The sequence below is a fragment of the Allobosea sp. genome (genome assembly GCF_036675845.1).
Taxonomy (GTDB): domain Bacteria; phylum Pseudomonadota; class Alphaproteobacteria; order Rhizobiales; family Beijerinckiaceae; genus Allobosea.
The window spans coordinates 1-12,399 of the sequence record NZ_JAKFED010000210.1; the positions used below are offsets into that span (position 1 = coordinate 1).

At 67.6% G+C, this 12,399-nt stretch carries 9 protein-coding genes and 1 pseudogene; 2 read left to right on the top strand and 8 right to left on the bottom strand.

The annotated features are described in order from the left end of the window. Positions 1-211: pseudogene (locus tag V6M56_RS21865) on the top strand (L-idonate 5-dehydrogenase); the annotation flags it as partial. A gap of 100 nt (positions 212-311) precedes the next feature. Here V6M56_RS21865 and V6M56_RS21870 read toward each other — a convergent pair. Continuing rightward, positions 312-2,069 carry a sensor domain-containing diguanylate cyclase gene (locus V6M56_RS21870; RefSeq protein ID WP_332687041.1) on the bottom strand — a complete coding sequence of 586 codons (1,758 nt, stop codon included), beginning with the start codon at positions 2,067-2,069 and terminating at the stop codon, positions 312-314. Positions 2,070-2,205: 136 nt separating this feature from the next. Next, a complete protein-coding gene (locus V6M56_RS21875) occupies positions 2,206-3,879 on the bottom strand; it encodes a formate--tetrahydrofolate ligase (protein WP_332687043.1) in 1,674 nt (557 codons plus the stop codon). Positions 3,880-4,136: 257 nt separating this feature from the next. Between V6M56_RS21875 and V6M56_RS21880 the strand changes: the two genes are divergently transcribed. Further along, on the top strand, positions 4,137-4,739 hold the full coding sequence (locus V6M56_RS21880) for a dioxygenase family protein (RefSeq protein ID WP_332687045.1): 603 nt from the start codon (positions 4,137-4,139) through the stop codon (positions 4,737-4,739). A 102-nt stretch (positions 4,740-4,841) separates the two neighbouring features. Here V6M56_RS21880 and V6M56_RS21885 read toward each other — a convergent pair whose 3' ends face one another. The 6 genes from V6M56_RS21885 to glmM form a co-directional block, all read right to left on the bottom strand. Beyond that, a complete protein-coding gene (locus V6M56_RS21885; protein WP_332687047.1) occupies positions 4,842-6,824 on the bottom strand; it encodes a hypothetical protein in 1,983 nt (660 codons plus the stop codon). Positions 6,825-6,902: 78 nt separating this feature from the next. Further along, on the bottom strand, positions 6,903-7,328 hold the full coding sequence (locus V6M56_RS21890) for a low affinity iron permease family protein (RefSeq protein ID WP_332687049.1): 426 nt from the start codon (positions 7,326-7,328) through the stop codon (positions 6,903-6,905). 60 nt (positions 7,329-7,388) lie between these two features. Further along, positions 7,389-8,228: an S-formylglutathione hydrolase gene (gene fghA / locus V6M56_RS21895; protein ID WP_332687051.1), complete on the bottom strand. Its 840-nt coding sequence runs from the start codon at positions 8,226-8,228 to the stop codon at positions 7,389-7,391. Between the two features lie 159 nt (positions 8,229-8,387). Continuing rightward, the gene (locus V6M56_RS21900) at positions 8,388-9,500 is read right to left on the bottom strand and encodes an S-(hydroxymethyl)glutathione dehydrogenase/class III alcohol dehydrogenase (protein WP_332687052.1); all 1,113 of its coding nucleotides are present in this window, start codon (positions 9,498-9,500) and stop codon (positions 8,388-8,390) included. Positions 9,501-9,668: 168 nt separating this feature from the next. After that, on the bottom strand, positions 9,669-10,574 hold the full coding sequence (locus V6M56_RS21905) for an outer membrane protein (RefSeq protein ID WP_332687054.1): 906 nt from the start codon (positions 10,572-10,574) through the stop codon (positions 9,669-9,671). A 366-nt stretch (positions 10,575-10,940) separates the two neighbouring features. After that, positions 10,941-12,284 (bottom strand): phosphoglucosamine mutase, encoded by a 1,344-nt coding sequence (gene glmM / locus V6M56_RS21910; RefSeq protein WP_332687056.1) that lies wholly within the window; start codon positions 12,282-12,284, stop codon positions 10,941-10,943. Between the last annotated feature and the right edge of the window lie 115 nt (positions 12,285-12,399).

Consider the following 12,399-nt stretch of genomic DNA (forward strand, 5'->3'; position numbering starts at 1 on the left):
GATGAACGTCGTGGTCGCCAAGGAATTCGACCTGCGCGGCTCCTTCCGCTTCCATGAGGAGTTCGACTGGGCGGTGGCGCTGATCGGCTCGGGCCGGATCGACCTGTCGCCGCTGCTCACCGCGTCGATCCCGATCGCGCGCGCCGTCGAGGCCTTCGACCTCGCCGCCGACAAGTCGCGCGCGATGAAGGTACAGCTCGCCTTCGACTGATGGACAGCCGTCATGCCCGGGCTTGACCCGAGCATCTCTGAATCGAGCTACTCGTCCCGAGATTCTCGGGTCTACGCTGCGCTCCGCCCGAGAATGACGTCTACACCCTGCCCACCCGCCGCAGCGCCGTGCCGGATTGCGGCTCATCGAGCACGAAATCGTCGCGGCCCTTGCGCTTGGCCTGGTAGAGCGCCGCATCCGCTCGCGCCGCGGCCTCGGAAAGGCCTTCCTCGGGGCCGACCAGCGCCGCGCCGATGCTCGCCGTCACCGCGACCGACCGGCCGTCGCCGAGCCTGACCGGCGCCTCGCGCAGGCATGCTGCGAGCTTGGCCGCGACCGCGGCCAGAGAGGCCTCGTCGCAGCCGCTGACCAGCAGGATGAACTCGTCGCCGCCCCAGCGGGCGCAGGCGTCGTAGCTGCGCAGCACCGAGGACATCCGCTGCACGCAGGCGAGGATCACCTCGTCGCCGGCATAATGGCCGTATTCGTCGTTGACGTCTTTGAAACGGTCGAGATCGACGATCATCAGGCCGTTCGGCCTGCCATCGCGCCGCGCCCGGTTCTGCTCGCGCGCGAAGGCATGGTCGAAGCCGCGCCGGTTCAGGATCGAGGTCAACGGATCGTACTGCGCCAGCAATTCGAGCTTCTCGGTCCGTTCGCGCACCATCGCCTCGAGCCGGCCGGTATTGTCGCCGACCGCCAGCGCCATCTCGTTGAAGGCGCGCGCCAGCCTGGCGATCTCGTCATTGCCGTCCTCGCACGCGTTCGCGCCGAAATCACCGGCCCGGACGCGGGAAACGCCCTGCTCGACCCGCGCCAGCCGGTCGAGCACCTTGCGCTTGAACAGCAACGTCATCAGCGTCGCGGCAGCGAGCAGGATCGCCGCCATCAGCAGGGCGATCGGCGTGAACAGCTTGCGGTCGATGATGGCGTCGACATCCATCACCGTGACGTTGAACCAGCCGAGCCGGTCGAGGAAGCCGACGCCGACCAGTACCTCGCGCCCGTCCATCTGCATGAAGCGCGAGAGCACCAGCGGCTCGCCCTTGGAGACCTGCTGCATCATCTCGGCCAGCGCCTTGCGGTCGTCCTCGACGTCGAGCAGGCGGAAAATGGTCTTCTTCGCCGAAATGTCCTTGGTCAGGCTGTGGAAGTCGACGACGCGCGGATCGCGATGCGCCTGGATCGCGCCCTGCAGATCGACGAACATGCTCTGCACGCCGGTCTGCGGGAACTCGACGACCTCCTTGATGAACTGGGTCAGGTCGACGCCGGTGCCGATCAGGCCCAGCACCTTGCCGTCCTTGCGGATGATGCAGTTGATCCAGACCTTGGTGACGCCGAGCGCCTCGTCGCGGTTGACGTTGAGATGGCAGCCGGAACCCAGCGCGCGCGTCTTGAAATACCACGCGTCCTTGGGATCGTCGGGCGACACCGTATAGCGCAGCCGGGCGTGCTCGTAATTGTTGTCCCGGTCGTTGAAATAGTAGTTCCCGGTCCGGTCGAGCACGACGAAATAGCTGCGGTCGGTGAACGAGAGCCGGTAGTGCTCGAGCTCGGCGAGGCCGCGCTTCGCCTTCTCCGGATCGGACTCGTCCTGTGCCCACTCGACGATCACCGGCGCGCGCGCCACCGTCTCGGCCAGCGAGACCTCGCGCATCAGGGCTTCCAGCCCGCGGAAACGGTCGAACAGGATCTGCTTCTCGGCGAAGAGCGTGCCGAGCTTCACCACCGTGCCGTTGACGATCCACAGGAAGACACCCGAGGCCGGCAGGGCGACGGCGACGAGCGCCGCCAGCACCAGCGCGAGCACGCGCACTTTCAGGCCCGAGCCCTTCCAGGCGGCAAGCAAACCCATCTCGTCGGCATCTCCCGCGCGCTTCGACAGGTTCGGAGCACGGCGGCCGCCATCATGGCGGCGATATGGTTTACGCTTTGTTGACGAATGCGGATGGCGCCTGCCGTCATTGCGCGGAGCGCAGCGACGGGAGCGATCAGAACAGCCCCTCGATCTGCCCGTTCGCGTCGATATGGATGCGCTCGGCCGCGGGCTGGCGCGGCAGGCCGGGCATCGTCATGATGTCCCCGCAGATCGCCACGATGAAGCCGGCGCCCGCCGCCAGCCTGAGCTCGCGCACCGGCACGATATGGCCGGAAGGTGCGCCGCGCAGCGTCGGGTCGGCCGAGAAGGAATATTGCGTCTTGGCGACGCAGATCGGCAGCTCGCCATGGCCGGCCGCCTCAAGCTCGGCAAAGCGCGCGCTCACCCTGGCATCGGCCGAGATGCCGGCGGCGCCGTAGATTTCGCGCGCCACCGTCTCCAGTTTGGCGCGCAACGGCAGCGCGTCGGGATAGAGCGGCTCGAAATCGGCCTCGCCGCCCTCGATCAGCGCCGCGACCTTGGCGGCGAGCTCTTCCGTGCCGGCGCCGCCCAGCCCCCAGTGCCGGCAGATCACCGCCTCGACGCCGAGATGGTTGCGGCAGAAATTCTGGATCAGCGCATGCTCGGCGGCGCTGTCGGAGCTGAACTGGTTGATCGCGACGATCGGCGGCACGCCGAACTTGCGGAGATTCTCGACATGGCGCGCCAGATTGGCCAGGCCCGCCTCCAGCGCCGGCAGGTTCTCGGCCGAAAGCGCGTCGCGGGCGACGCCGCCATGCATCTTCAGCGCCCTGACGGTCGCGACCACCACGGCGACGTCGGGTTTCAGGCCGGCCTTGCGGCATTTGATGTCGAAGAATTTCTCGGCGCCGAGATCGGCCCCGAACCCGGCCTCGGTCACGACGTAATCGGCGAGCTTCAGAGCGGCACGCGTCGCGATCACCGAATTGCAGCCATGCGCGATATTGGCGAAGGGGCCGCCATGGACGAAGGCCGGCGTGCCCTCCAGCGTCTGCACCAGGTTCGGCATCAGCGCGTCCTTGAGCAGCACGGTCATCGCGCCCGGCGCCTTGAGCTCGGCGGCGGTGATCGGGCGCTTGTCGCGCGTGCGGCCGACGACGATGCGCCCGAGCCGCGCCTCGAGATCGGGAAGATCGGTGGCGAGGCAGAAGATCGCCATCACCTCGGAGGCGACGGTGATGTCGAAGCCGTCCTCGCGCGGGAAACCGTTGCTCGCCCCGCCGAGCGAGGAGACGACGCTGCGCAGCGCCCGGTCGTTCATGTCCATGACGCGCCGCAGCGCGACATGGCGGGCGTCGAAGCCGAGCTCGTTGCTCCAGTAGACATGGTTGTCGAGCATCGCCGCGAGCAGGTTGTGCGCGCTGGTGATGGCGTGGAAATCGCCGGTGAAATGCAGGTTGATCTGCTCCATCGGCACGACCTGGGCATAGCCGCCGCCGGCCGCGCCGCCCTTCTGGCCGAAGCAGGGGCCGAGCGAGGGCTCGCGCAGCGCGATCATGGTGCGCTTGCCCAGCCGCGACAGGCCGTCGCCGAGGCCGACCGTCGTCGTGGTCTTGCCCTCGCCGGCCGGCGTCGGGCTGATCGCGGTGACGAGGATCAGCTTGCCGTCGGGCCTGGCCGAGAAATCCGCGATCGCGCCGGTGTCGACCTTGGCGATGTACTTGCCATAGGGATGGAGCGCCGCCTCGGGAATGCCGGCGCTGGCGGCGATCGCGTCGATGGGCTGCAGGCGCGCCGCACGGGCGATCTCGATATCGGTCGGCATACCGTCCCTCATCGCTTCGTCGAACGGAACGCCTTCGCCGGCCGATTCCCTGGCGCGACTGTGCCGAAAAACCAGCGCTGCCGCCAGCTCCACGCGCGACCGCGCCCTGCTGCCAACAGGCAGTCCAATCCCCGGCCGGCTTCCATCACGGTTCGGTGAGGCTGCGGCCTCCGCCTGAAAAAGGACAAGCGCCGGCGCCGATGTGATGGGATGACAGGACGGGCTGGGGAAAGCGGGGAAGCCAGGAAGGGGAAGTCATGACCGACGCCGCACCGAGCCGCCGCGACCTCCTCATCGCCAGCCTTTCGGCCGCCGGCTTCGCCGGCCTTGCCTTGCCGCCCGAGGCGCTGGCGCAAGGCGCCGAACTGCCGGCGACGCCGGCCTGCGACGGCCAGGGCGCCGCGACCCCGCGCCAGAGCGAAGGCCCTTATTTCACCCCGGCCTCGCCGCAGCGCGCCGATCTGCGCGAGGATGGCACCGGCCCCCTGCTCGTACTCAGCGGCTTCGTGCTGAGCCGGCAATGCCGCCCGATCCCCGGCGCCCTGCTCGATTTCTGGCAGGCCGATCAGTCCGGCCAATACGATAATCGCGGCTTCCGCTTCCGCGGCCATCTCTTCGCCGACCAGCAGGGGCGCTACCAGTTCATTACCCGCGCGCCCGGCCTCTATCCCGGCCGCACCCGTCATCTCCACGTCAAGCTCCGCGCCGGCGCGCAAGGCCCGGTGCTGACGACGCAGCTCTATTTCCCCGACGAGCCCGCCAACCGCCGCGACGGCCTGTTCGATGCCAGGCTGCTGATGAAGCTGCGTCCGGCTGAAGGCGGCCAGCTCGGCCGCTTCGATTTCGTGCTGGCGGGTTAGCTTGACGCCGTCATTGCGGGGAGGCGAAGCCGACGAAGCAACCTAGAGCCCGGAGGCACGCTCGCTGGATTGCTTCGCTGCGTTCGCAATGACGGATGGCCGCTACGGCCGCGCCTGCGGGTCGGGATGGCCGTCGATCCGCATCTGGAACAGGAAATAGGTCGGCGAGCAGAAGCCGTAATCCTTGACCGTCGTGGTCGCGCCCGGCACGTCGTCGGGAATCGCCTGGCACATATAGTCCTCGCGGCAGAAGCTCGTGGCGCTGCAGGTGCCGCGATTGCCGCGCGTCACCGCCTTGGCGAGGCAGGCGTCGAACTGGTTGGTGGCGACGCAGTCGTCGAAGGCCTTGCCGCCGGCGAGCCCGCAGATTTCGTCGGGAACCTTGCCGTTCGCGAAGCCGGCGAAGATCCGGTCGCCCGGTGTGCACTGGCGATAGGCCATGCCGCCGGGGACGCCGATCTTGGCCGGGCGGCAGTTGAACGCAGTCTGCGAGAAGCCCTTGGCGAAGGCGCCGAACTGGCCGGTCTGGCGATAGCGGTCGAGATAGGGCTTGCCCACGGCCGTGCTGATCGCGCCGGTCAGGCAGGGCTGGCCCGAGAAGTTGCGCGCCTCCTCCAGCCGCAGGCATTGGCCGAGCTCGATCCCGACCGCCTTGCTCTCCACCAGCGCTTTGCAGGTCGAGCCCGCCGCGCAGCTCCAGCCTTCGCCGAAAGCCTTGGCGCTCTCCGTCGTCAGGCAGGGCATGGTCAACGCCGCAGGCTGGTAGCCGAAGGGCTGCCCGGCCTGCCAGTTCGCCGGCGGCGCGAAGGAAGGCGGGCGGTAGCGGTCCGGCTCCGCGCCGGCGGCCAAGGCGGCGACATAGGCCGCGCGGCGAAAGCCCTCGGCATGGAGATGCGGCGAGATCCCGACCTTGATCCTGTTCAGCGCCGAGGTCGAAGCATCGTCGAGGCCGAACATGTGGAAGCCGGCCGTGCCGCCGGCCTGATGGCAGCCGGTGCAGGAGCCGTTGTCGAGCCGCTCCAGCAGCGCCTTCTCGCCGCGCACCAGCCGCGCCGCGCCATAGTCGAGCCCGGCGAAGGCGCCGGCCGGCAGCGCCTCGGTGAACGGGTGATTGGCGAGCCGGGCGCTGCCGAAGGTCGAATAGGAGATCGCCTTCAGCGCCAGGAAGCGCTCGGGCACGAGATAGACGCCCCGGTCGATCGCCGGGAGATTGGCGCGGACATAATCGACCAGCTCCCGCCGCAGCCCGGCATCGGCCTTCAACCTGGCGACGTCGGGCATATTCTCCAGCCGCTTCGGGCGGAGCCTCGCGCCGCCCTCGCCGGGAACGGCGGCGAAGATGCGCTGCAGATAGGCCGCCTGCCCGCCGAACTGCGTCTCCATGCCGGACGGAAAGCGCACGATCTGGGCGTTGAGCTCGATCTGCTTCAGCCGCAGCCGCGCCTTCGCCAGCGGCCCGCTTGCCAGTTTCCGCGCCAGCGCCGCGGGCTCGCCCGCCTCGTCGACCAGCCAGGCCTGCGCCACCTGCCGGCAGGAACCGTCCTCGCCGGTCGGCACGCCGAAGACCGCGTTCAGCGTGAAGGGCAGGCGCGAGGCGAGCCGGCGCTTCCGCTTGGCATCGTCGAAGGCATAGGCGAGGCGAAAGATCAGCCGGACCTCGCCGCAGCCGGCCTCCGCCGAGAGCGCCGCAAAGTCCTGGCGGTCGAGCCGGTTGACGATCGCGGTGAGCTGGAACCGGGCGATCGGCGAGCGCAGCCAGCCCAGGTCGATGACGCGCCCGACATTGCCGTCGGTGACCTCGTGGAGCCGGCGGCCATTGGCCAGCATCTCGGCCCGCAGGGCGGCGACATCCTCGCCGACATGCCCGGCGATGAGGCGCCAGGCGGCACTGTCGCGGGAAAGCTCGGCCGTGCTATCGGCCTTTCCGGCGCCGAGCACGTCGGCAAACCCATAGCCGGAAGCTTCGAGCTGCCGCAGGACGGCGACATCCTGAACATCGAGGAGCGGCTCGGCAGCCGCAGCCGGCACGGCGAAGACGGCAAGCAGCACCGCCAGAGCAAGCCTTGGCCAACCCACCAGCCGCATGGCCTCTTCTCCGGCCGATTCGTGCGCGGATGCACCCCGCCGGAAGGATAGCGCCGTGTCTGCCGGCGTCCAGTTGGATCAGGCGGCCCCGGCCTTTTCGGCAGCCTCCCTGGCCGAGCGGGCCTTGCGGGCGATCGCCTCGAACTCGTCGCGGATCTCCTCAAGCTTCTCCTCGTCGAGTTCCTCGAGATCGAGCAGCTCCTCGCGTGCGCCCTCGACCCTGGCGATCAGTTCGTCGAGCTTGATCTGCATCGCCGCCGTGTCGCGGTTCTGGCTGTTCTGGATGATGAAGACCATCAGGAAGGTGACGATCGTCGTCGAGGTGTTGATGACGAGTTGCCAGGTATCGTTGAAGCCGAAGAACGGCCCCGATGCGGCCCAGACCACGATGATCGCGAGCGCGACGAAGAAGGTCTGCGGCTTGCCGGCCCAATGCGAGGTCGTCTGCGACAGGCGCGTGAACAAGGAGCGCTTGCCGTTGGTGGACGAGACTGCGGATGCCATGGCCTTTTCCCCCTGAGCCGAAACTGCCAGCGTTCAACGCTGCAGTGAGGTTCTCGTTCCTCAGGCCGGGACCAGCCGTTCGGCATGCCAGGCGATATGCTGGGCCATGAAGGTCGAGACGAAATTGTAGGAGTGGTCGTAGCCCTCCCGCATCGTCAGCGTCAGCGGGATCTCGGCCGTGGTGCAGGCGAGTTCGAGAAGCTGGGGCCTCAGGCCGTCATGGAGGAAGCCGTCGGCCGTGCCCTGATCGACGAGCAATTCGCTGACGCGATGCCCGTCGGCGATCAGCAAGGTCGAATCATAGGCCCGCCAGGCCGCCTCGTCGGCACCGAGATATTTTTCGAGAGCCGGCCGCGACCAGCCGGCCGTCGAGGGCTGCACGATCGGCGCGAAGGCCGAGACCGAGGCGTAGCGGCCGGGGTTCTTCAGCGCCAGCGTGATCGCGCCATGCCCGCCCATCGAGTGGCCGAAAATGCCCTGGCGCGACATGTCCAGCGGCAGCTCATCGGCGAGCAGCGCCGGCAGCTCGTCGCGGATATAGCTCTCCATCCGATAGTTCGTCGCATAGGGCGCCTGCGTCGCGTCGAGATAGAAGCCCGCGCCGGAGCCGAACTGCCAGTTCTCCGGCTCGTCCGGCACGCCCTCCCCGCGCGGCGAGGTGTCGGGGCAGACGATGGCGATGCCGTTGGCGGCGGCCGCCGCCCGGTACTCGCCCTTGTCCACCACGTTCTGATACGTGCAGGTCAGGCCCGAGAGATACCAGAGCACCGGAACCGGCCCGGCTTCCGCCTGCGGCGGCAGATAGACCGCGAAGTTCATCGGGCAGGCGCAGGCCGAGCTGTCATGCCGGTAGACACGCTGCTGTCCGCCAAAAGCCTTCGAGGAGGAGAGCAGTTCCATGCGGGAATCCTTTTGCTGCGGCGCCAATGCGTCATTCTCGGGCGGAGCGAAGCGCAGACCCGAGAATCTTGTGACCAGATGGCTGGTTTCCGAGATGGTCGGGTCAAGCCCGACCACGACGCCCCTGATGCCCGCTCGATGCGGCGGAAGAGCGGCCGCTCAGTAGACCACCACGCTCCTGATCGACTTGCCCTCATGCATCAGGTCGAAGCCGTGGTTGATCTCGTCCAGGCTCAGCTTGTGGGTGATCAGGTCGTCGATGTTGATCTTCCCTTCCATGTACCAGTCGACGATCTTGGGCACATCGGTGCGCCCGCGCGCGCCGCCGAAGGCGGTGCCCTTCCAGACCCGGCCGGTGACCAGCTGGAACGGCCGCGTCGCGATCTCCTTGCCGGCCTCGGCGACGCCGATGATGATCGACTCGCCCCAACCGCGATGGCAGCACTCCAGCGCCTGGCGCATCACCTCGGTGTTGCCGGTGGCGTCGAAGGAGAAGTCGGCGCCGCCGCCGGTGAGATCGACGATCGCCTGCACCACCTTGTCGTTGCCGATCTCCCTCGGATTGACGAAGTCGGTCATGCCGAACTTCTTCGCCATCTCGACCTTGCCCGGGTTGATGTCGACGCCGATGATCTTGTCGGCGCCGACCATGCGGGCGCCCTGGATGACGTTGAGGCCGATGCCGCCCAGGCCGAAGACCACGACATTGGCGCCCGGCCAGACCTTGGCGGTGTAGATCACCGCGCCGATGCCGGTCGTCACCCCGCAGCCGATATAGCAGATCTTGTCGAAGGGCGCGTCCTCGCGGACCTTGGCGAGCGCGATCTCGGGCAGCACCGTGAAATTCGCGAAGGTCGAGCAGCCCATGTAATGGAAGACCTCGCCGCCATCGCAGGAGAAGCGCGAGGTGCCGTCGGGCATCAGGCCCTGGCCTTGCGTTGCGCGGATCGAGGTGCAGAGATTGGTCCGGCGCGACAGGCAGGACTTACAGCTGCGGCATTCGGGCGTGTAGAGCGGGATGACATGGTCGCCGGGCTTCAGGCTGGTCACGCCGGCGCCGACCTCGCGCACGATGCCCGCCCCCTCATGGCCGAGGATCGCCGGGAACTTGCCCTCGGAGTCCAGGCCCGACAGCGTATAGGCGTCGGTATGGCAGATGCCGGTCGCCATCACCTCGACCAGCACCTCGCCGGCCCTCGGCCCGCCGATCTCGATCGTCTCGATGGTCAGCGGCTTCCCGGCCTCCCAGGCGACGGCGGCGCGTGTCTTCATGATGACTTTCCCTATTAGGCTTGACGTGCAGATTTGGCGCCTTCCTGGCCGCCATTTTCGCGGCGGCGGCAGGCCGGGTCAACGTGCGCCGGCGGCAGGCGCCGGCGGCGCAAAAGCAAAGCCGCGCGGACCTGGGGTCCGCGCGGCTTCAAGAATGGCGATCGGCGATCAGTACTTGCGGATCACCGGCGGCGGCGCATAGGCGACCGGCTGCTCCTTCGGGCCGCAGCAATTGGGATCGCCGAAGTTCCAGCGCATGCCGATGCGGATGTCGTGGCTGTCGATCCCCTTGAAGCGCACCGACGAGCTCGGATTGACCAGCACGCCGGTTGCACCGGCAAGACCGATGGTCGGACCATCGCCCATGTTCAGGTAGCGATAGCCGATGTCGAGCTTCAGGTTCGAGGTCACGTCATAGGCGACGCCGGCCATCAGCGCCCAGGCGAAGTTGGTCTTGCTGGCCGAGTCGCCATAGGCATAGGAGATGTTGTCGAAGAGCTGCCCGGCCGGCCGGTTGAGGCCGTTGTCGGTCAGGCCGTTGACGGTGTGGTTGGCGAAGCCGATGCCGGCGCCGAGATAGGGCGTCAGGCAGTTCCAGGTGCCGAGGTCGATATAGCCGTTGACCAGGCCGACGAAGGTCGCGATGTCGGCCCGGTAGTTGTTGATCTGGGTAACCGGGACGCCGAAATTATAGCTGACGGTGTCGCGGCCATTGAAGGAAGCGCCGCGATATTCGCCGGTCAGGTCGACGCGGAACCAGTTGTTGAACTGGTAGCCGACGCCGATGCCGGCGAAGGCGGCGAAGCTGCGTTCCGGGCTGACCGTGCTGAAGGAGGTGACGCCCGCCGTCTGGATGACCGGGGCGTTGTTCAGCTTGACGTCGAGCTCGTCATAGGACTGCGAGCCGACGCCGATATCGCCGCGCAGATACCAGCCGCCACCGACCGGGCCGCGCAGCTCCGGCGGCGGAGGCGGCGGAGGCAGGGCGGCGACAGGATAGTCGGCGGCGTTGGCGACGGCGGAAGCGCCCAGGGCCATGGCGCCGGCGAGCGCAAGGGTTTTCAGGCTGCCCATGGCAGGGTTCCTTCGTGTTTGCGCAAGCGGGACGCAGCTCGCGCGAGTTACCGATGGGAAGACCTTGCCATGGATGTCTTAAACGACACTTAACCTTAAAACCTAACCCTACTTTTGCGTGAACGGGAGCGCGTCGGTTACTGAAAGCTTAACGGCCGCAAGGCTTTGAAGAACCGCTTCCGTCAGCTCGGGCAAGCAGAGCACGGCGCCAGCGCATGCTGTCTTTCCGCAGCACCACATCGTCATCCCGGACAAGCGGCAAAAGCCGCGCCGCTCCGGAAACCATCATGGGCAGGTGCGCTCTATGATGGATTCTAAGCGCTCCGCTTCGCTGCGGCCGGAATGACGGGGAAGCTCGGTGGCGCGTCAGGCGGCGGCCTTCGTCACCGCCTCGACCACCTCGTCGACCGCGCGCATGACGAGGTCGCGGTCGTCGCCCTCGGCCATCACCCGGATCACCGGCTCGGTGCCCGACGGCCGGATCACCAGGCGACCGCTCTCGCCCAGCATCAGCCGGGCCGCCGCGATGGCGCTGACCACCGGCTTCTCCTTGAGCGGCTGGCCCTGCTTGTAGCGGACGTTCTTGAGGATCTGCGGCAGCGGCTCGAAGCAGTGGCAGACCTCGGAGACCGGCTTCTCCTGGCGCTTGACCACGGCGAGCAATTGCAGCGCCGCCACCAGCCCATCGCCGGTCGTCGTATGGTCGGAGAGGATGATGTGGCCCGACTGCTCGCCGCCGAGATTGAAGCCGTTGGCGCGCATATGCTCCAGCACATAGCGGTCGCCGACGGCGGTGCGCGCCAGCGACAGGCCGAGGCCGGCGAGATAGCGCTCGAGCCCGAGATTGGACATCACCGTCGCGACGATGCCGGGCGCCGAGAGCAGCCCGTCCTCCTGCCAGCTGCGCGCGATCACGCCCATGAGCTGGTCGCCATCGACGACCTGGCCGTTCTCGTCGACGATCAGCACGCGATCGGCATCGCCGTCGAGCGCGATGCCGATATCGGCGCGCAGTTCGAGCACCTTCTGGCTGAGCGCCTCGGGCTTGGTCGAGCCGACATCGCGGTTGATGTTGAAACCGTCCGGCTCGACGCCGATGGCGATGACCTCGGCTCCGAGCTCCCAGAGCGCCTCGGGCGCGACCTTGTAGGCGGCGCCATTGGCGCAATCGACGACGATGCGCAGCCCTTCCAGGCTCAGGTTCCGCGGCATGGTGCGCTTGGCGAATTCGATATAGCGCGCATCGGCGCTTTCGATGCGCTTCGCCCGGCCGAGATCCGGCGAGGCCGAAAGCTGCTGGCCGAGATCGGAATCGATCAGGCGCGTGATCTCGGCCTCGACCTCGTCGCTGAGCTTGTAGCCGTCGGGGCCGAACAGCTTGATGCCGTTGTCCTCATAGGCGTTGTGCGAGGCGGAGATCATCACGCCGAGATCGGAGCGCATCGAGCGCGTCAGCATGGCGACCGCCGGCGTCGGCATCGGGCCGAGCAGCAGCACGTCCATGCCCACGGAAGTGAAGCCGGCGACGAGGGCGTTCTCGATCATGTAGCCCGAGAGCCGCGTGTCCTTGCCGATCACGACACGGTGGCGATGATCGCCGCGACGGAAGGCAAGGCCGGTCGCCTGGCCGACCCGCAGCGCCAGGTCGGGCGTGATCACGCCGTTGGCGCGGCCGCGAATGCCATCGGTGCCGAAGTATTTGCGTGTCATGGTCGAGGTTCTTCCCTGGAGCCTTGCCGGCTCGACATCAGCTTGGTGGTCATACAGGCTGGAAGCCCGCTCAGCCTCTCACAAATTGTGTCGAAACGTATCCGTCAAGCGCTGC

Coding starts and splice junctions, on each gene's coding strand:
- V6M56_RS21905 (WP_332687054.1), bottom strand. CDS start 10,574: ATGGGCAGCCTGAAAACCCTTGCGCTCGCCGGCGCCATGGCCCTGGGC.
- V6M56_RS21880 (WP_332687045.1), top strand. CDS start 4,137: ATGACCGACGCCGCACCGAGCCGCCGCGACCTCCTCATCGCCAGCCTT.
- glmM (WP_332687056.1), bottom strand. CDS start 12,284: ATGACACGCAAATACTTCGGCACCGATGGCATTCGCGGCCGCGCCAAC.
- fghA (WP_332687051.1), bottom strand. CDS start 8,228: ATGGAACTGCTCTCCTCCTCGAAGGCTTTTGGCGGACAGCAGCGTGTC.
- V6M56_RS21875 (WP_332687043.1), bottom strand. CDS start 3,879: ATGCCGACCGATATCGAGATCGCCCGTGCGGCGCGCCTGCAGCCCATC.
- V6M56_RS21885 (WP_332687047.1), bottom strand. CDS start 6,824: ATGCGGCTGGTGGGTTGGCCAAGGCTTGCTCTGGCGGTGCTGCTTGCC.
- V6M56_RS21890 (WP_332687049.1), bottom strand. CDS start 7,328: ATGGCATCCGCAGTCTCGTCCACCAACGGCAAGCGCTCCTTGTTCACG.
- V6M56_RS21870 (WP_332687041.1), bottom strand. CDS start 2,069: ATGGGTTTGCTTGCCGCCTGGAAGGGCTCGGGCCTGAAAGTGCGCGTG.
- V6M56_RS21900 (WP_332687052.1), bottom strand. CDS start 9,500: ATGAAGACACGCGCCGCCGTCGCCTGGGAGGCCGGGAAGCCGCTGACC.